Origin of the sequence: Aquamicrobium segne (genome assembly GCF_042656785.1) — a bacterium.
GTDB classification, from domain to species: Bacteria; Pseudomonadota; Alphaproteobacteria; order Rhizobiales; family Rhizobiaceae; genus Mesorhizobium; species Mesorhizobium segne.
In genome coordinates, this window is record NZ_JBHSLL010000025.1 from 12,994 (window position 1) to 36,854 (window position 23,861).

Below are 23,861 nucleotides of genomic sequence, written 5' to 3' on the forward strand. Positions count from 1 at the left end.
CAAGCTCGTGAATCTGAAAGATCACGACACGCTTTAAAACAAACAAGGCAGCTAGTGGTTCTCTTGTTTCCAACATTTGCCCCGCGCCCGATACAAATGGGATGCAAATGTTGGAAACGAACCACTAGGATGTGTTTTGCCATCTTTTCCAAATAGCCTCGACAATGCTAATGAGCATTCATGCTCTATGTTGAAATCGTTATTGTCGTCGTCCTCATCTGCGTGAACGGCCTGCTCGCCATGTCGGAACTTGCGATTGTTTCTTCGCGTCCGGCCCGGCTCAAGACCATGATCGACCGCAAGGTCAGGGGGGCAGCGCGAGCACTGGAACTGGGCGCCAATCCCGGAAAATTCTTGTCGACCGTGCAGATCGGCATCACGCTGGTCGGTGTTTTATCCGGCGCCTTTTCAGGCGCGACACTGGGCGACCGGCTTTCCAAAGTCCTGATTGAAACCGGCATGTCGGTGGGGGTAGCCCAGACGCTGGGCGTCGGCATCGTGGTTGCCGTCATCACCTATGCCTCGCTCATCATCGGCGAACTGGTGCCCAAGCAGATTGCATTGCGTGATCCGGAGCGCATCGCCTCAAAAATTGCCGGTACAATGGGCGTTCTGGCCGCCATTTCTGCGCCGCTTGTCTGGTTGCTGGATCTTTCCGGCCGCTCTGTTTTGTGGCTGCTTGGGCAGCGCGGCGAGAGCGATGAAAAAATCACCGATGAAGAAATCAAGATGATTGTGGCGGAAGCCGAGCATCAGGGCACCATTGAATCCGATGAGCGCCGCATGATTGCCGGCGTGATGCGGCTTGGCGATCGGGCGGTGCGTGCGGTGATGACCCCGCGCACCGATGTGGACTGGCTCAACATTCAGGCGGATGAAGAGGCGGTACGCAAACTGTTGCTGGAAAGCCAGCATTCGCGCCTGCCGGCGGCTGACGGCACTGTCGATCATATGATCGGCGTCGTGCAGACCCGTGACATTCTCTCCAGCCTGCTGGAAGGCAAGCCGCTCGATGCCCGCAAACATGTGCGCGAGGCCCCGATTGTCCATGACCAGGCCGATGCGCTGGATGTGCTGGCCAGGCTCAAGGAATCCGACATGCCGATGGCTCTCGTCCACGACGAATACGGCCATTTTGAAGGTGTGGTGACCCCGGCAGATATTCTGGAAGCCATTACCGGCGTTTTCCGCTCTGACCTTGATGAAGATGATGTGGAAGAAACCGCTGTCCGGCGCGAGGATGGTTCCTGGCTGCTGGCCGGTTATATGCAGGCTGATGAAATGGCCGATGTCATAGGTATCGAACTGCCGGAAAACCGCGATTATGAAACCGTGGCGGGTTATGTGCTGTCGCATCTGCATCATCTGCCCACCACGGGCGAGGCGGTCAATGCGCAGGGCTGGCGTTTTGAGGTGGTTGATCTGGACAACCGGCGCATCGACAAGGTGCTGGCGACCCGTCTGCCGGATGAGGAGTAAGATTTTATCTCCCGAAACCGGTTCTCACATTCAAAATAAAGGCTTTGTCAGATCCGCACAGGTGCTTCGTCCTTGACCTTGCGAATGGTCAGCGCGGTGCGCACCGTATCGACATTGGGTGAAGAGGTCAGTTCCTCGATCACAAAAGTCTGAAACGTGCCAATATCGCTGGTGCTGCAATGGAGCAGAAAGTCGGATTCGCCTGAAACCATCCATGCCTCACGCACATGTGGCCAGTTGCGGGTAAGTTCGGCAAAGGCTTTCAACTCATGATCGGCCTGATGTTTCAGGCCGACAAGGCAAAAGGCGACAACTTCCATGCCAAGCGAGGGCCCGTTTAAAAGCGCACGGTAGCCGCGTATGACGCCATTTTCCTCCAGCCGGCGCACCCGCCGCAGACAAGGTGGTGCAGAAATACCCACCCTTTGCGACAATTCCACATTGGTCATGCGTCCATTATCTTGCAATTCGCGCAGAATTTTCCAGTCAATGGCGTCGAGGTCGGCGTTCAGGGTCATGCGATCATCTTTGCGCAACAATCTGTCGTATTCAGTCATTAGCCGACTTTTCAGCTTTTGCACCAGCCTCTTTCTGCATTGCAGCTTTCCGGGGACACTTTATCCAGTGTCTTGCTGGCGCAAGGGCCAGCCCTTACATTGACGCCATACTGATTTCTTTATCCGGCAGGCAGTTCTCAAGCCTGCTTTTAGCAAGGCTCAACCATGACCACCAAGCATGCTCCTGTTCTCATCATCGGCTCTGGTCCGGCGGGCTATACCGCTGCCATTTATGCGGCACGCGCCATGTTGAGCCCGGTGCTGGTCACGGGGCTTCAGCAGGGCGGGCAATTGACCATCACCACGGATGTTGAAAACTATCCCGGTTTTGCCGAAGCTGTACAGGGACCATGGCTGATGGAGCAGATGGCTGAACAGGCGCAACATGTGGGTGCGGAAATTATCCACGACATCATCGTTAAAGTGGATCTGGATGCGCGCCCCTTTGTGGCAAAGGCTGATTCGGGCACTGTTTTTACCGCTGATGCCCTCATCATCGCCACCGGCGCGCAGGCCAAATGGCTGGGTATTCCGTCCGAGCAGGTTTTTATGGGATTTGGCGTGTCGGCCTGCGCCACTTGTGACGGCTTCTTTTATCGGGGCAAGGATGTTGCGGTGATTGGCGGCGGCAATTCGGCCGTGGAGGAAGCGCTTTACCTGTCCAATCTGGCGCGCCGTGTTACGGTTATTCATCGCCGCGATGATTTTCGCTCCGAGCGCATCTTGCGTGAACGTCTGCTGGCCAAGGACAATATCGATGTTGTCTGGAACACTGTGGTCGATGAAATTACCGGCCGCCCGGGACAGGCGCCATTGCCGCCTTCAGTCGAAGGCTTGAAACTGCGCAATGTACTGACAGGTGAAGAAAGCCGCTTTCCGGTTGATGGTGTGTTTGTCGCCATTGGCCATGCTCCGGCAGTAGAACTGTTTTCCGGGAAACTGAAGCAGAAGCAGGGCGGCTATCTGTGGACGGAACCAGATTCGACGCGCACCAGCATGCCTGGTGTGTTTGCGGCTGGCGATGTGGCGGATGATGTGTTTCGTCAGGCGGTGACGGCGGCTGGCATGGGGTGCATGGCTGCACTGGAAGCAGAAAAATATCTGGCGGAGATTGAGCAGCATCAGGACGCGGCGCAGTAATTGCAACTGCCCCGTATTTTTCAAACGCGGCATGGTTTGAGGGGAAAACATGGCATTGGATTGGGACAAGCTCAGGGTTTTTCATGCTGCCGCACAGGCAGGCTCGTTCACCCATGCCGCTGAATCTCTGCATTTGTCACAATCAGCCATTTCACGGCAGGTCAGTGCGCTGGAGCATGATGTCGGGGTGGCTTTGTTCCACCGCCATGCACGTGGGCTGGTGCTGACCGAGCAGGGGGAGATGCTTTTTCGCACAGCCCATGAAGTGCTGATGAAGCTGGAGGCGATCCGCTCGCGCCTGCTGGAGACAAAGGACCACCCGACCGGCGTTTTGCGCGTCACCACCACTGTGGGGCTGGGAACCGGCTGGCTGGTCGATCGGACAAAAGAATTTCTGGATCTTTATCCCGACATCGACCTGCAATTGGTGTTTACCAATGAGGAGCTGGATCTAAGCATGCGCCAGGCTGATTGTGCGGTGCGTCTGCGCCAGCCACAGCAACCGGATCTGATCCAGCGTCGGCTGTTTACCGTGCATCTGCGCGTTGTGGCCTCACAGGAATATCTTGACCGCCATGGCGTGCCCAAAACGGCAGTTGACCTCGACCGCCATCGCATCATTACCTTTGGTGAACCGGTTCCAACCTATCTGGCTGGCCTGAATGCACTGGAAACAGTGGGCAGACCCGATGGTGAAAAACGGCCAAGCGTGTTGCAGATCAATGATTTGATGTCGATCCGCAGGGCTGTCCGGCGCGGGGTGGGGATTGCCATGCTGCCGGATTACATGTCTGGCAAGGAAACCGGCCTTGTGCCAATTCTCGAAGAGCTTGATGGCCCGTCATTCGACACGTTTTTTGTCTATCCCGAGGCCATGAAGAACCAGGCGAAGCTGAAGGCCTTTCGCGATTTCATGTATGCCGAGGCGCGCAACTGGTCGTTTTAAGCATTTTGCAGCCAAATGGAATATTTGGCGTCGCATAAATGCGGCTCAATAAAAATTAACATTTTGCAGCCGGATGTTTCATCTGGCCTTGCACACATAAAGAAAACCCAAACAAAAAAAGCCGAATCAAAGGACCCGGCCAAGTTTGATGGAGTGCCTGAAAGGCTAAACCTCCAGAGGGGAACACTCGTGAGCGCTAATGGGAGGAGAACGCGCTCAGGAGATGGTTGAAATATCAGTTATTTCCTGGCGGCAAACAAGCATCTATTTTGCAACCCACTTATGCAAAAAGACATGGAACTCTTGTGCTTGCCTCAGATGGAACCCGTCGGAGGCAAGCACAAATGCCTTAAACCAGACTTGCGGTAAAGCGCTGGATGCGTGTGCAGGCTTCTTCCAAAAGTGCATCCGAGGTTGCGTAAGAGATACGGAAATTGGGGCCAAGACCAAAGGCGGAGCCAAAGACGACGGCCACGCCCTCTTCTTCCAGAAGCTCTGAGGCAAAGACCTCATCATTCTCGATCACCTTGCCCTGCTGCGTCTTTTTTCCGATCAGATCCGCACAGGAAGGATAGACATAAAAAGCTCCTTCCGGTGTGGGGCAGGAGATGCCGCGCGCCTGATTGAGCATGGACACGACAAGATCACGACGTGACTGGAAGATCGCCTTGTTCTTGTGGATGAAGTCTTGCGGTCCGTTCAGCGCCTCGACCGAAGCCCATTGGGAGATGGTGCTGGTGCCTGAAGTCTGCTGGCCCTGAATCATATCCATGGCTTTGATAAGCTGGAGAGGACCGGCTGCATAGCCGATACGCCAGCCGGTCATGGCATAGGCTTTGGACACACCATTCATGGTCAAGGTGCGCTCATAAAGATTTGGCTCAACCTCGGCAATGGTTTTGAAGATGAAGTCGCCATAGGTCAGATGCTCATACATATCGTCGGTCAGCACCCAGACATGGGGATGCTTCAAAAGCACATCGGCCAGCGCCCGCAATTCAGCTTGCGAATAGGCGGCACCCGAAGGGTTGGACGGTGAATTCATCACCAGCCATTTGGTTTTTGGCGTAATCACCTTGTCGAGCGCTTCCGGTGTCAGTTTGAAACCATTGGCGATAGAGGTCTCGGCAAAAATGGGGGTGCCACCGCACAAGGCCACCATTTCCGGGTAGCTTACCCAATAGGGGCGCGGAATAATCACCTCATCACCGGGGTTGAGTGTGGCCATCAAGGCGTTGAACAAAATATGCTTGCCGCCGGTGCCGACAATGGTTTGTTCAGGCTTGTAGTCCAGATTGTTTTCGCGCTTGAACTTGGCTGCAATTGCTTCACGCAGCGGCATGATGCCGGAGACCGGCGGATATTTTGTCTCACCGCGGCGAATGGCTTCAATGGCTGCATTCTTGATGTTGTCGGGCGTGTCGAAATCAGGTTCACCAGCCCCCAGACCAATAATGTCACGACCGGCATTTTTCAGCTCGCGCGCTTTCTGTGTCACGGCAATGGTCGCAGAAGGCTTCACACGGGAAAGGGCGTCGGCAAGAAAGGCCATTGGGACATCTCCAAGAGGGGGTGGTCCAAGAGAGGGTGGACCGAAAAAAATATGGAACATCTGTAATGTCGCATGAAACGATGGGGCGCAAGTATTGTTCACCTTTGCGCCCCCGTCCAAAAAAAATTTATGGCTTTGAGCGCAAAAGCGCAGGTTAAGCTGCCTTTAAGCGTTTAGTGCCACATTATCTGGCGTGAAATGATCAATGGAAGAGCTGAAAGGTGGCACGAAGGGCCGGATTGGATCGCATCGAACGCGAGGAAGACGAAACTGCAACAGGGCAGTGGGGGCCTTATACGCTCAAAAGCGCGTTCCAGCCGATTTTTGCCTTTCACGACGGCAAGTTGCGTATCGAGGCCTTCGAGGCGCTTGTCCGACCGTTTCGTGATGATCAGCCGGAATCTCCTTTTGTGTTTTTTTCAACCTGCAATGCTGACGAGCGCCAACAGGCGGAAGAACTGATCCGCACATTGCATCTGCTCAATGCCAGTATTTGCCTGCCGGACGAGGCCTTGTTGTTCTTGAACATCAATCCTTCGGTTTTTACCGAAGAGCTTGTTTGCGAGACGACCTTGCGTGATATGCGTCTGGTGATGAACGGTGTCGGGATCGAGCCTGCGCGCATCGTGTGTGAGATCACGGAAAATCCGGCCGGTTCTGCGCAGATGTTTTACAACCTCGTTACCAAATTACGGGCCAATGGCTTTCATATTGCCGTTGATGATTATGGCGCTGATGACTCTGATATCCAGCGTATTCAGGAACTGGCCCCTGATATTGTCAAATTCGATGCGGAATGGGTTCGTCGGCTTATGGAGACCGAAGCCGGATTTTCCGTACTGGCGGGGATGGTCAGATCATTTGAGGATCAGAATATTTGCACGGTGTTTGAGGGGATTGAGGAAGGATGGCAGCTTGAACTTGCCGAAGAAGCAGGCGCTTCAATGGTACAGGGATTTGTGCTGGCCAAACCACGGCTGGCATCACCGCAGATGAAAGCTGCGCAAGATGTCTTGCCTGTTGCATCGCCCGCATTGCCAAACGAGCCGCTATTTTCCCAATCCGGGGCAATATCCTTTGGTCGGCGGGCGCTGAAATGACGACAAATGGCAAGAGACTATGTGACGTGAGAGACGCCATATTCGTCGATGAAATCGGTGTTGAATATGCGATCTACGAAAAATTTCGTCTGCGCAGTGCATATCAGCCGATATTTGCGCCCCGTGGCGAACTCTTGCGCATGGTGGCGGTGGAAGCGATCGTCGAGGCACATCATGAGGGTAAAAGCGTTCATCCCGCAACCTTTCTGGAGATGATCGGGCAGGATCAGCGTTCTTATATTACGGCGCTTTGCCAGGCGCTTCATATGCGTAATTTCTGCAATCTGGCCCTGGATGATGTCAGACTTTTTTTTGATTTTGCTTGCGATCCGGCGGCCGATGATGGGGCAATTTCACAGTTGCGGCAAATTGCGGGCCGACTGGAGGAACTGGGCCTGCATCCCAAAATGCTGATGTGTCAGATCAATGCCGCTCCGGGTGTGGATGCCCGGTTTCTGGATGGCATATTGGGTGAAATGCGGGCGACAGGTCTTGGCGTGGCCTTGAACGGCTTTGGCGTTGCGCAAGGGGGGGAAGCACTGCTTGATCTGGTTCGCCCCGATATTGTGCGTATTGATGGTCCGCTGTTTGCGCTTTTATGTACCTCCACGAGAGCAGGATCTTTGCTTGCCCGGTTGATTGCCGCACTGCATGCTCATGGCGTGCAGGTTCTGGTGGAGAGCATAGTCAGCCCGCATCAGTTGCAGGTGGCGCTTGAAGCCGGTGCTGATTTTCTGCAAGGGGTGCTGTTGGCAAAGCCGCTGGCAACCGGTGCTTTTTTCGATCACGGGCCATTGGTGGCCGCCAGTCTTCTGCCGCGTGCCGGTTTGCAGGAAACCAATAAAAAAAGGCGGACTTGAAAGCCCGCCTTTTCAATTTGTCTTTTCAATTCGGCTGGCCAGACTGTCTGACCCGGCGCAAAATCAGGCCGTCTGCAAAGAGCCGGCAGAGGACTTGCCGGTGCGGCGGTCCTGCTCGATCTCAAAGCTGATCTTCTGACCATCTGCAAGCTCGGTCAGGCCAGCGCGCTGAACAGCGGAGATGTGAACGAAAACGTCGGGGCCGCCATTGTCAGGCTGGATGAAGCCGTAGCCCTTGGTAGCGTTGAACCACTTGACGGTTCCAGTTGCCATGTAAGTATTCCTTGGTTGCTGCGTTTGTCTATGACCGGAAATCCACCCGGTCAGTGGTATCGAGATTTTGGAGATAGACGGCAGCAAGCTCTTAGGAACGCGCGGCCCGGATCGATCGGCCGAAATATCAATGCGTTCCATATATGCATGTCCTGCGCCAGTTGCAAGGCTCGTCTTGCAAGGACTGCGTGGAACCATCATCATGGGCGGGCGTTTAAAAGGCCGGTAGAGCATTTTTTTAGTTAGACGGTTGCATCCACTTCTGAAGAAACAGGCGATGCTCTAAAGCCTGTCTCCCGAGACTTGAGAACCAGTTTCAGGATAAAGATATGCGTAAAAATAAGGGCTTAAAGCGGGTCGCGTGAATCTGAAAGAAAAGCGACACGCTTTAACAGCGGAAAACATCATGAAAATCCATTCTTTTTGCAAAATTGCGCTCATCGGTCTCGGACTTGGCTTGATTGCCGGTCAGGCACAGGCAATTTCCCGCTACGACCCGACGCGCATGAGCTGTGAGGCTGTGCAGGCAAGGGTGGCACGCGAAGGGGCAGTGATTTTGCGCTACGGATCACCGCACAATCCGAGCCTGCCGCTTTACGACCGTTATGTGCGTGATAGCCGCTTTTGCCCGGCTGGACAGGTGCGTGCGCGGGCCACTGTGCCCAGTGCCGATATGCGCGCCTGCACAGTTTATAAATGCAAGCAGCCGGAATTTGATCGGCGCAACCGTTTCTGGCGGTTTGGCCGGGATTAAGCATTTCTTGCAGCCAGACAATTTTGTCTGGCGTCGCATAAATGCGGCTCAAGCCTTTATCTTGAACCGGAAACCAGTTTCGGGATAAAGGCCTTTCCATTTGAGACTGCCGCACCCATATTCATCCAATGGCCAAATCTCCTGACAAGCAGGCGCAGCACAAGCCGCGCAGTCCCCTGACCGACTTTCATGATGCCAGTAAGCCGCTAGAGAGCAAACCGCTGGAAAAAACCGGCTTTGGGGAAGCGCCACAGCCCGAACTGTCCGGCATTCCGCTGTCGGGGTCGATTTCAGCATGGGCCGAACAGATCACACAGGAGGCAGAGCAGAAAAAGCCTGCCAAAAAGCCTGTTGGCAAGGCAGACAAAACCGGCGCCAAAATCCCGGCCCGCTCGGCCTCCCCTACCCGTTCTGCGCGTGGCACCTCCATGGGCGGGGCCGCGTCCGCCAAAGAACGTGCCGCAGCGGGTCTTAATCCGGTGGCCGGGCTCGACATCTCGCTGGAAGATGCCGCCACCTTGCCAAAATCCGCCGTCACCGCCACAGTGCAGGCACTGTCCGATCTGATCGAAAGCGGCAATCCGCTGCACAAGAACGGTCAGATATGGACGCCTCACCGGCCTGACCGCCCGGAAAAATCCGAAGGCGGCATTCAAATTCGCATGGAATCGGAATTTGAACCGCGTGGCGACCAGCCGACCGCAATCAAGGATCTTGTCGAAGGCATTGCCGATGCCGAGCGCACACAGGTGCTGCTTGGCGTCACCGGCTCCGGCAAGACCTTCACCATGGCCAAGGTGATTGAGGAAACGCAGCGCCCTGCCCTGATTCTGGCCCCCAACAAAACACTGGCCGCGCAGCTTTACGCTGAGTTCAAAAAATTCTTCCCTCACAATGCGGTAGAATATTTCGTTTCCTATTACGACTATTACCAGCCCGAAGCCTATGTGCCGCGCACCGACACATTTATCGAAAAGGAATCCTCGATCAACGAACAGATCGACCGGATGCGCCACTCGGCCACCCGCTCGCTGCTGGAGCGCGATGATGTCATCATCGTTGCCTCGGTTTCCTGTATTTACGGTATCGGCTCGGTCGAAACCTATACGGCCATGGCCTTCCAGATGTCGATTGGCGACCGGCTGGACCAGCGCCAATTGCTGGCCGATCTCATTGCCCAGCAATATAAGCGGCTGGATGCCAATTTCGTGCGCGGCTCATTTCGTGTGCGCGGCGACACGATCGAAATTTTCCCTGCCCACCTTGAAGACCGCGCCTGGCGCATTTCATTGTTTGGCGACGAAATCGAGACAATCACCGAATTTGACCCGCTGACCGGCACCAGAACCGGCGACCTCGAAAGCGTCAAGATTTACGCCAATTCACACTATGTGACGCCGCGACCGACCCTCAATCAGGCCATCAAGTCCATCAAGGCAGAGTTAAAGCAACGGCTGGCTGAACTGGAACAGGCCGGGCGGCTACTGGAAGCACAGCGGCTGGAGCAGCGCACGCGCTTTGATCTGGAAATGCTGGAGGCGACAGGCTCCTGCGCCGGCATTGAAAACTATTCGCGCTACCTCACCGGCCGCGCACCGGGCGAACCGCCACCAACGCTGTTTGAATATGTGCCCGACAATGCGCTGGTCTTCATCGATGAAAGCCATGTCACCATTCCCCAGATCGGCGGCATGTATCGCGGCGACTTCCGGCGCAAGGCAACGCTGGCCGAATACGGCTTCCGTCTGCCCTCCTGCATGGACAACCGACCACTGCGTTTCGAGGAATGGGACGCCATGCGCTCGCAGACCATTGCCGTTTCCGCAACACCCGGCGGCTGGGAAATGGAAGAGGCTGGCGGTGTGTTTGCCGAACAGGTCATTCGTCCGACCGGACTGATTGACCCGCCGGTCGAGGTGCGGCCCGCCAAGAATCAGGTTGATGATGTTTTGGGCGAAATCCGCGCAACAGCCGCGCTGGGCTATCGAACCCTGTGCACCGTTCTGACCAAGCGCATGGCCGAAGACCTGACCGAATATCTGCATGAGCAGGGCATTCGTGTGCGCTATATGCATTCCGACATTGATACGCTGGAACGCATCGAAATTCTGCGCGATCTGCGGCTTGGCGCTTTTGACGTGCTGGTTGGCATCAACTTGCTGCGCGAGGGACTGGATATTCCAGAATGTGGCTTTGTCGCCATTCTGGATGCCGACAAGGAAGGTTTTCTGCGCTCCGAAACATCGCTGATCCAGACCATCGGGCGTGCAGCGCGCAATGTTGACGGCAAGGTCATCCTCTATGCCGACAAGATCACCGGCTCGATGCAGCGGGCGATGAGCGAGACCAATCGCCGCCGCGAAAAGCAGATCGAATATAATGAAGCCAACGGCATCACACCTGAATCGGTCAAATCGCGCATCGCCGATATTCTGGATTCGGTCTATGAACAGGACCACGTCCGTGCCGATATTTCAAAATTTACCGATGATGCAGGCCAATTGGTCGGCAATAATCTCAAAACCCATCTGGAATTCCTGCACAAGAAAATGCAGGTCGCCGCCACCGATCTCAATTTTGAGGAGGCAGCGCGTCTGCGCGACGAGATCAAGCGGCTGACCGAACTGGAACTGGCCATTTCTGACGATCCGCTGGCCAAATATGTCGAATCCGAAAGCCCGGTTTCGGGCCGCGAAAAAGGGCGGCACAATCAGGGGCGCGCAAGGCACCGGGCGGTCGATGACAGCCCGGCAAACACATCGCTTTTTGCCAAACCCTCACTCGATGACATGGGACCGGGAACCGATATGGCGACCCCGGCAGGCGCCATATCGCGCTCGCTGTTTCGCAAGAACACGCTCGACGAAATGACTGTGGGCCGCACCGAAAAACCCGTGGAAGGCAAAAAGCCGGTCAAACCGGATGATGATGCAGGACCGATCCGGCGCGAGCGGATCGGCCTTGGTTCTTATGAAGACCCGGCAGATGTCGCAAAACGCCGACGCCGTCCTTCCAAGACAGGCCGACCAGGCAAATAACCCTGTCTCCTGTCAGAAGTATAATGAAAAAGGCGGCGGATCATTTTCCGCCGCCACTTTTGTTAAAGCTTGTCTCTCGAACTGGGAATCAGCTTTGAGAGACACGCTTTAAGCCTTTATTTTTACGCATGATTTTATCCAAAAAGTCTGCAACTTTTTGGAATCATGCTTTAGCGACACGCACCATTGCTGACGATGCGCCATTCGGCGGCCCGCGCCTCACAGGAATTGGGGAAGGTGCGCAACTGCCCGCGGCTGGAAGCGCAAACCGGTGCATATTCGCGTGTGCAGGCCTGCTTTGACCGATTGGGCCGCTGGCCTGGCCGTGAACCGGGCTGATGCCCCCAGCCGGGTTTATTTGCACCCGGACGGTTTGTATCGGGGCGGTTTCCACTGGAGCGGCAGGCCCCTTCATGGCTGATGCGATAATTGCTGGCGCGGGCCTGACAGCTATTGGCAAAAGTGCGGCTATCAGAACCACGCACACCGCAAACCGGCGCATATTCACGTGTGCAGGCCTGTGCAGGCGGCCTTGGGCGCGGCGGCGGTGGCCGGTAGCCGGGGCCTTCATCAACCACGCAAGCCGTAAGAAACCCGGAGCTCAGCAGTAGTGCAGCACCTGCCAGAAAGACATTTCTAAACTTCATCACAGCCCTCTTAAAGTTTGTGTCCCCGCGCCCCAAAGCCAACAATACCGCACAAAGCTGACAGTTCCCTTATGCCCTGACAAGCATTGATTTAAACCCGGCAAGGTTATCCCTCACTCACGACAAAACAGCGACACCTTGCCACGCCCCCGAAACCATGCAATAAATTCAACGTTCGGGCATTTTCACCCCGGAGAATGGAACGTTTTGGACGACCCTATCCCCGATATTGTGAATCTCTGACAGCCCTGTTCTGGCGGGGGGTTTTATTATGCGCAAATGCATGACCGCCGGACACCACCGGGCCTCCAACCGCTCCGGCGCACCGAGGTTCATAATGACGACCGGGTGAAGGAGTTCTCCCAATGTCCCAGACCGGAACTGTAAAGTTCTTCAACGCCACCAAGGGTTTTGGTTTCATTACCCCCGATGATGGCGCCAAGGATGTCTTTGTTCACATCTCTGCAGTCGAAGCCTCAGGCATGCGCACGCTGATCGACGGCCAGAAGGTAACCTTCGATGTCGAGCCTGACCGTATGGGCAAAGGCCCCAAAGCGGTCAATCTCAGCGCCGCCTGACTTTGCTGCCCATACAGTTCTAGAGCGGGTCGTGATCTTTCAGATTCACGCGACCCGTTTTAAGTCTTTATTTTTGCGTATGTCTTTATCTCAAAACTGGTTCTTAAGTTTGAGGGACAGGCTTTGGCAAAGGGTGTGGCAGAAACAACTGCGCCCTTTGTTTCATCACAAAATTTCAATGCCGGCAGAGTTTGGGCTGGCAGAGTCTGGATCACAGGCATTGTTAAAGTTTATATTGCCGATAGAGTAAAAATAAACGACAAATAGAATATCCGGGAACTTAATACCCGGAAAAACAAGATTATGGGACTATAAGGGAGCATCCCATGCCGCAAACCGGCACTGTAAAATTCTTCAATCATGCCAAAGGCTTTGGTTTTATTACCCCTGATGATGGCGGCAAAGATGTCTTCGTCCACATCTCGGCCGTACAGGCTTCAGGATTGACTGACCTCGAAGATGGCCAGAAAGTATCATTCGAAACCGAGCCGGACAAACGTGGCAAGGGCCCGAAAGCGGTCAATCTCACCATCGGTTAAAGCATTTTGTGAGCACAGATGGCACCATCTGGCGTCGCACAAATGCCGCTAAAACAAGAGTTTAGAGCATTTTGTGAGCACAGATGGTACCATCTGATTGAAAGGAGCCATTCTTAAAAAACGGCTCTTTTTTCATCGTCAGATCAAAAACGGATTGGAACGTCTTTCCTCACCAAAGCGTCCGCCCGGCCCGTGCCCGCATAGAAAGCCAATATCATCTCCCAATGGCAAAAGCTTTTCCTTGATGGAACGGATCAACGCATCATGATCGCCGCCGGGAAGATCGGTGCGCCCCACAGAGCCGCGAAACAGCACATCTCCGACATGGGCAAATTTTGCCGCCCGATTATAATAGGCGACATGGCCCGGTGCATGGCCGGGGCAATGGAGAACCTCAAACACATGTTCGCCAAAGGAAACCTGATCCCCCTCCTTTAAAAAGCGATCGGGTATACAATTGCGAACCTTGCCGGCCAGGCCATAAAGCTGCGCCTGTGTCTCCACCTTTTCCAGCAGCGGCCGGTCATCTTCATGTGATCCGATAATCTCGACACCCAGCGCCTCTTTCAGGTCCATGGCTCCGCCAACATGGTCGATATGGCCATGGGTGATCCAGATGGCAGTCGCGGTAATGTTATTTTCCTTCAAACCCGCCACGATATGCTCGACATCGCCGCCCGGATCGACGACCACACCAATTTTTTCATCGACATCAAACAGAATAGTGCAATTCTGCTGAAATGGCGTAACGGGAACAATAACGGCGTTCAACTGCCCCATGATGATCCTTTCCAGATCGGCAAAATCTTGCCCGATATCAGTTTTGTCTGGCTACGCTGTCTTCCAGCTTCCAGATAAAGACATGCACATAAACAAAGGGAATGGCCCAAAGACCATTCCCTTGTCATTTCATGCAACGCACATGCCTTATTCGGCAGCCATCACCTTTTTAGGCTGAACAGCAGCAGAATAAACATCCAGTAGGTTTTTGGTAATTTCACCCACCTCAAAACGATAAGGGCCGATCTCCGAAACCGGCGTCACTTCGGCGGCTGTTCCGGTCAGGAAACATTGCTCGAACCCTTCCAGCTCTTCCGGTTGAATGGCGCGCTCAATGACCTCGATACCATGATCGCGAGCCAGACCGATTACCGTGCGGCGGGTGATGCCATCAAGGAAGCAGTCCGGCGTCGGAGTGTGGATCTTGCCATCCTTGACGAAGAAGATATTGGCCCCTGTCGCCTCGGCCACCTGTCCGCGCCAGTCCAGCATCATCGCGTCATCATAGCCCTTGGCCTCGGCGGCATGTTTGGAAATGGTGCAGATCATGTAAAGGCCGGCAGCCTTTGACTTTGACGGCACCGAGCGCGGATCGGGCCGGCAGTACTGAGCAATATCGAGACGAATGCCTTTGAGCTTTTGCGCCGCGTCGAAATAGCTTGGCCACTGCCAGATGGCGATGGCCAGATTGATGCGGTTATTTTGCGCCGAAATGCCCATCTGCTCACTGCCACGCCAGGCGATGGGGCGCACATAGGCATCCTGAAAGCCTTGCTTTTGCAGAAGCTCCTTGCAGGCAGCGTCGATTTCAGCAACCGAATAAGGAATCTTGAAGCCAAGAATGTCTGCCGATTCATGCAGCCGCGTATTATGTTCCGTCAGCTTGAAAATCTCGCCGCCATAAGCGCGCTCGCCTTCAAATACAGCGCTGGCGTAATGCAGCCCGTGCGAAAGCACATGAATCTTGGCGTCCGCCCATTTGACGAACTCACCGTTCATCCAGATATAGCCGTCGAGATTGTCGAAGGAAACGGATGCCATGACAGATAACCTCCAGCGGGCGCAGCCCATATTAAACTTGCATGTTGAAATATGATCCGGCAGCAACAGACCAACCGCAGCCACCGAGCCTAGGCTCATATGACGATCAAGGCAAATTTGAAAAATTCCCGATTTCTGGAAAATTCAGAACATTTGATCGTTATAAACCTCAAGACTTGTCAAAAATTACCAGCATCCTTAAAATGCGTCAATAGAGCTGACTTAATTTTGGAAAAAACATGCTGAAGGAAAAACACGGCGATCTGGCTCCCATCCGAACCGCAGCGGTCAATGAAGGGGGGATTGATTTCACGCTCATCGAACTGCTCTTCTTTGCCTATCGCGACTTCACCTCTGATCCTGACCAGATGCTGACGTCTTACGGCTTTGGCCGGGCCCATCACCGGGTACTGCATTTCGTCAACCGCCGCCCCGGCCTGACTGTGGCCGAATTGCTCGATGTGCTTAAAATCACCAAGCAATCGCTGGCGCGGGTGTTGAAACAACTGATCGACACTGGCCATATCGTCCAGTTGCAAGGCTTGAGCGACCGGCGGCAGCGCGAACTTTATCCAACGGCCAAGGGTCGGGATCTGGCACTTGCCCTGACCCGGCCACAGTCACGCCGGATAGATGGCGCATTGAGGGAGATTGAAGGCATGGTGCTGGATGAAAAATCCCGGATTGCAATTGCAAAATTCCTGAAAGCCATGGTCAATCCGGAACAACGCGCGCAGATTGATGTTTCCTTCTTGCCGTCAGCCGAAGAAAATCGGGAGTAACATGATGGAAAGCATTGAGCGACCAGAGCAGCAGGGCAAGGGGCCTGATGATGATGCGTTTCATCTTCTGGTGGTTGATGATGACACGCGCATCCGCACTCTTTTGCAGCAATTTCTCAGTGAAAACGGCTTTCGCGTCACAACTGCAAGCACGGCTGCAGAAGCACGCCGCAAGCTGGCTGGCCTTGATTTTGATCTTCTGGTTCTGGATGTGATGATGCCGGGAGAAAGTGGCGTTGAATTGACAAAATCGCTGCGTCTGGAGCGCGAAGTGCCAATTTTGATGCTCACCGCCCTGTCTGAAACCGACAGCCGCATCACCGGACTGGAGGCAGGCGCCGATGATTACCTGCCCAAGCCCTTTGATCCACGCGAATTGATCTTGCGCGTCAACAACATCTTGCGGCGCGGTGGTCCGGTTGCACCACCCAGGGCAGAACAGCTTGTATTTGGCCCCTACACATTCCAGATCATCAAGCGCGAACTGAAACGCGGCGGCGAGGTGCTGAAGCTGACCGATCGCGAGCAGGAAATCCTCACAATCTTTGCCGAGCGCGCCGGTGAAACCATTCCCCGTCATGAACTGGTCAGCGGGGATACGGAAGTTGGCGAGCGCACGATCGACGTGCAGATCAACCGGCTGCGCCGCAAGATCGAGCGTGATCCTTCCAACCCGGTGTGGTTACAGACCATACGTGGTATTGGGTATCGGCTCAGCGTCGAATAAGGTTCTTCTGTGACCCTTTAGAGCATTTCCTGTTTTCACGAAAAACGGATGAAATGCTCCAAGCTCTTGTTTTAGCCGCACACCGGAACGGACTGTGACGACCACAAAATTGCAAACGCCGCCACCGGACAGCTTTCGCACCCGCCTTTCACACGCGCGCGCGTTCTTGCGAAAGGCGTGGCGGCATTTCTGGCATCGCATTTCACGCTATATGCCCAAGCGGCTTTATGCCCGTTCGCTCATCATCATCATTGCGCCGATGATCCTGCTGCAATCGGTCATCGCCTTTGACTTTATGGAGCGCCACTGGCAAACGGTGACGCAGCGCCTTTCACAAGCCGTCACCCGCGATATAGCCGCGATTATCGACCTTGTGGAGACCTATCCTGACGATGCCGATTACGCCAATATCATCCGCATCGCTCAGGACAGGATGCAACTCAAGATCGATCTATTGCCGCCCGAGCCGCTGCCCGCCCCCGGCCCCAAGCCCTTTTTCTCGATCCTCGACCAGATCCTGTCGGAAGAAATCACCCGCCAGATCAACCGCCCCTTCTGGCTGGATACGGTTGGCGATTCCAATATTATTGAGCTGCGCATTCAGTTGGAAACCAAGGTATTGCGCGTCTTTGTCCGCCGCAGTCAGGCCTATGCGTCCAACACCCATATTTTCCTGTTATGGATGGTTGGCACATCACTGGTGCTCTTGATGATTGCCATTCCCTTCCTGCGCAATCAGATCAGGCCCATTCTGGCGCTGGCTGAAGCGGCTGAAAGTTTCGGCAAGGGCCAGCCCATGCCGCCTGACTTTCGTCCGCGCGGGGCTGAAGAAGTGCGCCGTGCCGGTTTTGCCTTCATGCAGATGCGCGCCCGTATCGAAAAGCAGATTGAACAGCGCACCGCCATGCTCACCGGCGTCAGCCATGATCTGCGCACCATCCTGACCCGCTTCAAACTGCAACTGGCGCTGACCCGAACCAAAACGGACATTGAGGCGCTGGGCAAGGACATTGACGACATGCAATCCATGCTGGAAGGCTATCTTGCCTTTGCACGTGGTGAAGCAGCCGAAGAAAGCGGCCCCTTTGATCTGGCAAACTCTTTCCAGCGTCTGGAAGATGAGGCAAAACTGCGCAAATGCCAGCTTAAAACCTCGATTACAGGATATCCCACTGTTCAGGTGCGCCCCAATGCCTTTGCCCGCCTGATCACCAATGTAGCGGGCAATGCTTTCCGCTATGCCAAAAACGTTGAAATCAATGCCACCCATGGCAATGGCTGGCTGACCATCACAATCGATGATGATGGACCCGGCATTGCATCGGAAAAGCGCGAAGACGTGTTCAAACCCTTCGTGCGCCTGGACGAGGCCCGCAATCTGGACGCCAGCGGCACCGGACTTGGCCTGCCGATTGCCCGCGACATTGCCCGCAGCCATGGCGGCGATCTCACTTTTGACGACAGCAGGCTGGGAGGCTTGCGCGCCATCATCAAGATTCCGGCCTGAAGTGATCCTCAACCCATACGGCGGTCAAGCCGGGCGACCAGCCTGTCACCGGCCCATTGCAAGGCGCTGACCATGACAATCAGCACCGCAACGACGGCAATCATCACACTGGTTTCAAACCGTTGATAACCGTAACGAATGGCAAGGTCGCCCAGCCCGCCTGCGCCAATGGCCCCGGCCATGGCCGAAGCCCCCACCAATGTCACCAGCGTGACGGTAAAGCCTGCAACAATGCCCGGCATGGCTTCAGGCACCAGAACCTCACGCACAAGCGTCCAGCGCGAACCGCCCATGGCGCGCACCGCCTCGATCAGCCCCTTGTCAACCTCGCGCAACGACACTTCGGCAATGCGCGCATAATAAGGTGTTGCGGCAATCGACAAAGGAACAATGGCTGCCCAGGTGCCGATCGATGTGCCTGCAATCAACCGGGTGACCGGGATCAGCGCCACCAGCAGGATGATGAAGGGCACGGAGCGGAAACCATTGACGACAATCCCCAATATACGGTTGATCCAAAGATTTTCAGCAATTCCGCCACGGTCGCTCACCACAAGGGCCAACCCCAGCGGCAGGCCGAAAATGAACGAAATTGCGCCCGAGGCCCCGGTCATCAACACGGTTTCCCACAAGGAGCGCAGGAAAAGATCAATCATCGCTGAAGACATAGCCCAAAACCTCGATACGGGCGCCTCTGCCCGTCAGAAATTCCATGGTTCTTGAAAGATCGGGGGCACCGGCCGAAACCGCAAGAAACAAAGTGCCGACCGCATGGCCCTGCACCTGCTCGATACCGCCATGAATAAAGCGGAACGTGCCAGCCTGCGCACCAAGATCGGCCAGAAGCGGCCCCAATGCCGTTTCGCCCACAATATCCACACGCAGCACCGCCTCAGACCCCAGATTGGGTGAGAGCTTTTGCATAAATTCAAGTGGCAATTGCGGACGCATTCCCTGTAGCAGGCTTTTGGTGATTTCTTCCTGCGGGTCGGCAAAAACCTTCCAGACCGGTCCTTCCTCTATGATGCGGCCCGCATCGATGACCGCCACGCGGTCCGCAATCGAGCGCACCACTTCCATCTCATGGGTGATCAAAATAATGGTAAGGCCAAGCTGGCGGTTAATTTCACGCAGCAAGGCCAGAATGGAGCGCGTGGTTTCAGGGTCAAGCGCCGATGTCGCCTCATCAGACAGCAAGAGTGCGGGTTCGGCAGCCAGTGCACGGGCAATGCCAACCCGCTGTTTCTGACCACCGGAGAGCGAAGCCGGATAGGCTCTGGCCTTGCCCGAGAGCCCCACAAGTTCCAGCAATTCACCGGCCCTGCGCAGGCGATCAGTGCTGGAAACACCGGCAATCTTCAAAGGCAGAGCCACATTTTCTTCCACTGTCTTGGCCGACAGCAGATTGAAATGCTGAAAGATCATGCCGATGCGACGACGCAGCGGCTGCAATTGCTTTTCGTCCAGCCGACCGATCTCGCGACCTTCAATATGAACTTCACCGGAATCCGGTCGCTCCAGCCCGTTCAAACAGCGGATCAGCGTTGATTTTCCAGCCCCGCTGCGACCGATAATGCCGATGATTTCGCCCTTGCCGACGCTCAGCGACACGCCATCCAGCGCCGCAGTTTTCCCAAAGTGGCGTTTGACATCGACCAGACGCACCACAGGCTCACCAACAAGCCCGGTGGCTTGCCGGGCGGCTTTATCGCCTGATGCGGACATGTCCACATGCTGGTTCATCTTGCCATCTTTCATGCGCGGGATGCCATTATAGCGGCTCTAGCCTTGATCTTTCATGCACAAATGCGGCCTGCTGCTTAGAGCATCGGACCAAAAAGTGGAATCGGTTTTTGGATAATTCCGATGCTCATTCAAAGAGTTAGAGCGTCCTTTGTGCGTCCGACAGGACGCACGGCGCTCTAACACCGCAGGCCGCTATTTTCTTGCACCAAATCAGGCGAGACAGCAATAATCACGCCTCAGGCAAGCCTGTTTTACATCAATAGGCAGGAACGCCCGACCCCTTGTAGATCTCGTCAAAAGCCTGTCTAACCGCATCATTTTGATAGGATGCAACCAGCTTCTTGACCCAGGGCGCATCCTTGTCTTCACCACGCACTGCGATGAAATTGCGATAAGGATTGCCTTCAATCGTTTCCTTGGCAATCTGAATATCTGCCGTCAGCCCGCTTTTGAGCGCCCAGTCCGTATTGACGACAGCACCATCAAGATCATCAACAGCGCGGCCAACCATGCCCGCATCCAGTTCCCTGATATCCAGATTTTTCGGGTTTTCAACAATATCAATCACTGTAGCCAGAATACCGGCGTCTTCGCGCAGCTTGATCAGCCCGGCATCTTCCAGAACCTTCAGCATACGGCCTTCATTGGAAGGATCATTGGGCACGCCAATCGAGGCCCCATCGGGCAATTCCTCAAGCGATTTGTGCTTTTTGGAATAAAGACCAACCGGCCAGAGCGCCGTATAACCGGCAACGACAATGTCATAACCTTGCGTGGCGATCTGGTTTTCCAGATAGGGCTCATGCTGGAAGGCATTGGCGTCAATCTCGCCGCGCGCCAACGCCTCATTGGGCTGGGTGTAGTCATTAAACAGAACAAGTTCGATCGTCAGACCTTCCTTTGCCGCCTGTTCCTTGACGGCAGCCCAGGTATCTTCCTCCTCGCCGGACATGATGCCGACCTTCAACGAGGTTTTGTCTTGCGCCTGAACAGCAGGCATGAGCATCAGGCTCGCAACAGAAAAGGCAGAGGCAGCAAGTGCAATGAGAGCAGTACGGCGATCGGCGGATACGCCAGCACGCAATTTTGTCCTGAGAATAGTCATTTGAGATCTCGCAAGAAGGATAATTTAGCCCGGCAGGATGCAAAGCCTGTCTATCCTTAGCCAGAACTTTGCTTTCATCAAAGAATATTGATCCGATTTTTTATCAATCCAGAGATTGCAAATTCAAGATACACTAAAATTACGGAACGAACCGTCTATAGAAGCGGGCTGCCATCGGGAACACGGCGCTCAATGGCGCCCAGAACAACAGCGCCCTCCTCATCCTGAAAGCCCAGCGTCAGAACCTCGGACATGAACGGGCCGATCTGGCGCGGCGGAAAATTCACCACAGCAAAGACCTGCCGCCCGACCAGCGCTTCAGGCGTATAATGGCGGGTAATCTGGGCCGAGGATTTTTTGACCCCGATTTCAGCACCAAAATCGATCATCAGCTTGATGGCAGGCTTGCGCGCCTGCGGAAACGGGGCTGCTTCAACAATGGTACCGGTGCGAATATCGACCTTGTCGAAATCGGCAAAGGTGATTTCAGGTTTGCGTACCGGGATACCACTCATCGCAACCGGCCTCAGGCATTGCCATGTGTTTCAAACAAGACACTGGCCAGCGCATCCTTTGCCGACATTCCCGACCAGACAACGAACTGGAAAGCCTGAAAATAGCATTCACACGCATCCAGCGCCGATGACAAAAGCACTTCGACCTGCTGGCTCGACGGCTCGACCCCACCGGCCAGAAGCAGCGACTGCCGGAACATGATCGCCCCCTCCTGCTCCCAGAGGTCGAAATGGCCAAACAGCATCTGTTCATTGATCAGCGACAAAAGGCGCATGACATCCAGCGCACGATTTTCCGGCACCTTGATATCAAAGGCGCAAGCCAGATGCAGCGCCTCAAAATCCTCCATCCATGAGAAGGAGACATGATATTCTGCCCAGTTTCCAGCAACGGCAATGGAGATTTCATCGTCGCCAGCCCGCTCGAAAGACCAGTCATTATTATGCGCGACCTGTTCGATCACATCCACCGGATGAATGTCCCGCGAAATTTCGAGTTCAAGAAGTTCCATTTAATGCTTCCCGCCGCCTGCCGGAAACGCCACCCAATTCATGGCAGGCATTTCCAGACAAACTCTGTTATTTTCTGAACCCGGACGGCCTGGACTGCTCGACGCAACAACAACCCATGACCGGACCTCACCGCCCGATGCCTGTTCGCTTTCACGAATCATGCAATAAATTCAGTGTATTGATCCAGAGTCGCGTGACCAGCCCAATTTTGGACAAAGCATCATTCGCATGTGGACAGTCGCTCACGCCAGATTCCCGGGCAATGTGTAAGCGATTCATGACAAAGAGCTTTTTCGCAAAAGCCCTTTGTGGAAAACTTCTAAAAAAATTATTTCTTTGCAGGCGATCTGGAAGCAGAACCTGCCTTGCCAGCAGCATTATCGGACCCGGAAAGCTTCGTCTCAAGCGCTTCAATGCGCGCCAGAAGCTTTGCATTTTCTTCACGCGCCTTGATCGCCATATCACGCATGGCCTCAAATTCTTCACGCTGCACAATGTCCATGGAGTTGAGAATGCGCTCCGCCTGCCCGCGAAACGCCGTTTCCACTTCGCGTCGCATGCCCTGTGCTGCGCCAGCGGCGTCAGTCATCAGCTTGGCAAATTCGTCGAGAATACGGTTGGGTCCGGTTGACATGGCTGCACCTCACTTGGATTTCCTGACGTAGTGGCGATAGAAACCGAATGCAAGTCAATCATCTTGCCATATTCAAACCGGCATGCTGCCTGTCAATGCAGGCGGCGCTGGCTTGACCACGCTTTTGCCCTGCCTCATGGTCGCCATCATCCTGCACTCAAAAACACCACCAACCTTGAGGATCATCTATTGAGCGTCTCCAGCCCCGTACCAATGGCTGCCCTGCCCTTTCCGGCAATTGACCCGGTTTTGATACAGATCGGCCCGTTCGCCATCCATTGGTATGGTCTGGCTTATGTTGCCGGCATTCTGTTTGCCTGGTGGTACGCCAAGAAGCTGGTTGCAAATCCGCGCCTGTGGCCGGAAGGTACATTGCCGATGAAGCCGCAGGACATTGACGATTTTGTCATCTGGGCGGCGCTGGGCATCATTCTGGGCGGGCGCATCGGCTATATCCTGTTTTATGATTTTGCCCGCTATCTTGCCAGTCCGCTTGATATTTTCGCCGTCTGGGAAGGTGGCATGTCCTTTCATGGCGGCATTTTGGGCACCACCATCGCCATGTTGCTGTTTGCCCGCTCACACAATATCCAGGCCTGGTCGCTGTTTGATGTGGTGGCTGCCGGTGTGCCGGTCGGGCTGGGGCTGGGGCGGCTGGCAAATTTCATCAATTCCGAATTATGGGGCCGGGTTTCCGACATGCCATGGGCCGTGCTGTTTCCCAATGGCGGGCCACTGCCACGCCACCCCAGCCAGATTTATGAAGCGCTTCTGGAAGGGGTGGTATTATTTCTGATTTTGCGCCTGCTCACCCATTCACGCCTGAAACTGAAAGCACCGCGTTTTGTGTCCGGCGCGTTCATCTGCGGCTATGGCCTGTCGCGCATCTTTGTCGAATTTTTTCGTGAGCCGGACGCACAGATCGGCTATCTTGTCGGCGACTGGTTGACCATGGGCATGGTGTTGTCTTTGCCCATGGTGCTGATTGGCCTGTGGGCCATGGCAACAGCCAGACCCCTGCCCCCGTCACCACGCGCATGATCTTTCA

The 23,861-nt window shown here is 54.8% G+C and carries 25 protein-coding genes; 13 read left to right on the plus strand and 12 right to left on the minus strand.

What is annotated here, in order from left to right:
- Positions 1-180 precede the first annotated feature (180 nt).
- Complete coding sequence (locus tag ACFPLB_RS08755; protein ID WP_378228973.1) at positions 181-1,479, plus strand: hemolysin family protein; 1,299 nt, start codon at positions 181-183, stop codon at positions 1,477-1,479.
- A gap of 47 nt (positions 1,480-1,526) precedes the next feature.
- On the opposite strand, the gene ACFPLB_RS08760 is transcribed toward ACFPLB_RS08755, so the two are convergent.
- A complete protein-coding gene (locus tag ACFPLB_RS08760) occupies positions 1,527-1,997 on the minus strand; it encodes an Lrp/AsnC family transcriptional regulator (protein WP_378228974.1) in 471 nt (156 codons plus the stop codon).
- Positions 1,998-2,201: 204 nt separating this feature from the next.
- Between ACFPLB_RS08760 and trxB the strand changes: the two genes are divergently transcribed.
- Positions 2,202-3,176 carry a thioredoxin-disulfide reductase gene (gene trxB / locus ACFPLB_RS08765; RefSeq protein WP_378228975.1) on the plus strand — a complete coding sequence of 325 codons (975 nt, stop codon included), beginning with the start codon at positions 2,202-2,204 and terminating at the stop codon, positions 3,174-3,176.
- A 49-nt stretch (positions 3,177-3,225) separates the two neighbouring features.
- Positions 3,226-4,122, plus strand: coding sequence for a LysR family transcriptional regulator (locus tag ACFPLB_RS08770; protein WP_378228976.1), 897 nt, complete (start codon positions 3,226-3,228; stop codon positions 4,120-4,122).
- Positions 4,123-4,471: 349 nt separating this feature from the next.
- Here ACFPLB_RS08770 and ACFPLB_RS08775 read toward each other — a convergent pair whose 3' ends face one another.
- Positions 4,472-5,674, minus strand: a complete 1,203-nt coding sequence (locus ACFPLB_RS08775; RefSeq protein WP_378228977.1) for a pyridoxal phosphate-dependent aminotransferase — start codon at positions 5,672-5,674, stop codon at positions 4,472-4,474.
- A gap of 221 nt (positions 5,675-5,895) precedes the next feature.
- On the opposite strand from ACFPLB_RS08775, the gene ACFPLB_RS08780 reads away from it, so the two are divergent.
- Positions 5,896-6,774 (plus strand): EAL domain-containing protein, encoded by an 879-nt coding sequence (locus ACFPLB_RS08780; RefSeq protein WP_378228978.1) that lies wholly within the window; start codon positions 5,896-5,898, stop codon positions 6,772-6,774.
- A gap of 26 nt (positions 6,775-6,800) precedes the next feature.
- Positions 6,801-7,634, plus strand: coding sequence for an EAL domain-containing protein (locus ACFPLB_RS08785; RefSeq protein ID WP_378228979.1), 834 nt, complete (start codon positions 6,801-6,803; stop codon positions 7,632-7,634).
- Positions 7,635-7,697: 63 nt separating this feature from the next.
- Here ACFPLB_RS08785 and ACFPLB_RS08790 read toward each other — a convergent pair whose 3' ends face one another.
- Positions 7,698-7,907 carry a cold-shock protein gene (locus ACFPLB_RS08790; protein ID WP_378229208.1) on the minus strand — a complete coding sequence of 70 codons (210 nt, stop codon included), beginning with the start codon at positions 7,905-7,907 and terminating at the stop codon, positions 7,698-7,700.
- A 406-nt stretch (positions 7,908-8,313) separates the two neighbouring features.
- Between ACFPLB_RS08790 and ACFPLB_RS08795 the strand changes: the two genes are divergently transcribed.
- On the plus strand, positions 8,314-8,661 hold the full coding sequence (locus tag ACFPLB_RS08795; RefSeq protein ID WP_378228980.1) for a hypothetical protein: 348 nt from the start codon (positions 8,314-8,316) through the stop codon (positions 8,659-8,661).
- A 128-nt stretch (positions 8,662-8,789) separates the two neighbouring features.
- Positions 8,790-11,699: an excinuclease ABC subunit UvrB gene (uvrB, locus tag ACFPLB_RS08800; RefSeq protein WP_378228981.1), complete on the plus strand. Its 2,910-nt coding sequence runs from the start codon at positions 8,790-8,792 to the stop codon at positions 11,697-11,699.
- 170 nt (positions 11,700-11,869) lie between these two features.
- Here the strand turns inward: uvrB and ACFPLB_RS08805 are convergent, their stop codons facing one another.
- Positions 11,870-12,346, minus strand: a complete 477-nt coding sequence (locus tag ACFPLB_RS08805; RefSeq protein ID WP_378228982.1) for a Kazal-type serine protease inhibitor family protein — start codon at positions 12,344-12,346, stop codon at positions 11,870-11,872.
- Positions 12,347-12,711: 365 nt separating this feature from the next.
- Here ACFPLB_RS08805 and ACFPLB_RS08810 point away from each other — a divergent pair, with 365 nt between their 5' ends.
- Complete coding sequence (locus ACFPLB_RS08810; RefSeq protein WP_378228983.1) at positions 12,712-12,924, plus strand: cold-shock protein; 213 nt, start codon at positions 12,712-12,714, stop codon at positions 12,922-12,924.
- Positions 12,925-13,250: 326 nt separating this feature from the next.
- The gene (locus tag ACFPLB_RS08815; RefSeq protein WP_378228984.1) at positions 13,251-13,463 is read left to right on the plus strand and encodes a cold-shock protein; all 213 of its coding nucleotides are present in this window, start codon (positions 13,251-13,253) and stop codon (positions 13,461-13,463) included.
- A 138-nt stretch (positions 13,464-13,601) separates the two neighbouring features.
- On the opposite strand, the gene ACFPLB_RS08820 is transcribed toward ACFPLB_RS08815, so the two are convergent.
- Together ACFPLB_RS08820 and ACFPLB_RS08825 are read right to left on the minus strand one after the other, a co-directional pair.
- Complete coding sequence (locus tag ACFPLB_RS08820) at positions 13,602-14,243, minus strand: MBL fold metallo-hydrolase (RefSeq protein WP_378228985.1); 642 nt, start codon at positions 14,241-14,243, stop codon at positions 13,602-13,604.
- A gap of 147 nt (positions 14,244-14,390) precedes the next feature.
- On the minus strand, positions 14,391-15,284 hold the full coding sequence (locus ACFPLB_RS08825; RefSeq protein ID WP_378228986.1) for a branched-chain amino acid aminotransferase: 894 nt from the start codon (positions 15,282-15,284) through the stop codon (positions 14,391-14,393).
- A 239-nt stretch (positions 15,285-15,523) separates the two neighbouring features.
- Here ACFPLB_RS08825 and ACFPLB_RS08830 point away from each other — a divergent pair, with 239 nt between their 5' ends.
- From ACFPLB_RS08830 to ACFPLB_RS08840, 3 genes are all read left to right on the plus strand, one after another.
- Positions 15,524-16,066, plus strand: coding sequence for a MarR family winged helix-turn-helix transcriptional regulator (locus ACFPLB_RS08830; protein ID WP_378228987.1), 543 nt, complete (start codon positions 15,524-15,526; stop codon positions 16,064-16,066).
- 4 nt (positions 16,067-16,070) lie between these two features.
- Positions 16,071-16,793, plus strand: a complete 723-nt coding sequence (locus ACFPLB_RS08835) for a response regulator (protein ID WP_378229209.1) — start codon at positions 16,071-16,073, stop codon at positions 16,791-16,793.
- Positions 16,794-16,887: 94 nt separating this feature from the next.
- Positions 16,888-18,300, plus strand: coding sequence for an ATP-binding protein (locus ACFPLB_RS08840; RefSeq protein WP_378228988.1), 1,413 nt, complete (start codon positions 16,888-16,890; stop codon positions 18,298-18,300).
- Between the two features lie 8 nt (positions 18,301-18,308).
- Here the strand turns inward: ACFPLB_RS08840 and ACFPLB_RS08845 are convergent, their stop codons facing one another.
- The 6 genes from ACFPLB_RS08845 to ACFPLB_RS08870 form a co-directional block, all read right to left on the minus strand.
- Complete coding sequence (locus ACFPLB_RS08845; RefSeq protein ID WP_378228989.1) at positions 18,309-18,956, minus strand: methionine ABC transporter permease; 648 nt, start codon at positions 18,954-18,956, stop codon at positions 18,309-18,311.
- A complete protein-coding gene (locus ACFPLB_RS08850) occupies positions 18,949-20,043 on the minus strand; it encodes a methionine ABC transporter ATP-binding protein (RefSeq protein WP_378228990.1) in 1,095 nt (364 codons plus the stop codon). The genes ACFPLB_RS08845 and ACFPLB_RS08850 overlap by 8 nt, the downstream gene beginning before the upstream one ends.
- Positions 20,044-20,302: 259 nt before the next feature.
- A complete protein-coding gene (locus tag ACFPLB_RS08855; RefSeq protein ID WP_378228991.1) occupies positions 20,303-21,151 on the minus strand; it encodes a MetQ/NlpA family ABC transporter substrate-binding protein in 849 nt (282 codons plus the stop codon).
- A gap of 155 nt (positions 21,152-21,306) precedes the next feature.
- Complete coding sequence (locus tag ACFPLB_RS08860; protein ID WP_378228992.1) at positions 21,307-21,666, minus strand: tRNA-binding protein; 360 nt, start codon at positions 21,664-21,666, stop codon at positions 21,307-21,309.
- Positions 21,667-21,677: 11 nt separating this feature from the next.
- Positions 21,678-22,178, minus strand: a complete 501-nt coding sequence (locus ACFPLB_RS08865) for a type III secretion system chaperone family protein (protein WP_378228993.1) — start codon at positions 22,176-22,178, stop codon at positions 21,678-21,680.
- 329 nt (positions 22,179-22,507) lie between these two features.
- The gene (locus tag ACFPLB_RS08870; protein WP_378228994.1) at positions 22,508-22,813 is read right to left on the minus strand and encodes an accessory factor UbiK family protein; all 306 of its coding nucleotides are present in this window, start codon (positions 22,811-22,813) and stop codon (positions 22,508-22,510) included.
- Between the two features lie 213 nt (positions 22,814-23,026).
- Between ACFPLB_RS08870 and lgt the strand changes: the two genes are divergently transcribed.
- Positions 23,027-23,854 carry a prolipoprotein diacylglyceryl transferase gene (gene lgt / locus ACFPLB_RS08875; protein WP_378229210.1) on the plus strand — a complete coding sequence of 276 codons (828 nt, stop codon included), beginning with the start codon at positions 23,027-23,029 and terminating at the stop codon, positions 23,852-23,854.
- Positions 23,855-23,861: the final 7 nt, after the last annotated feature.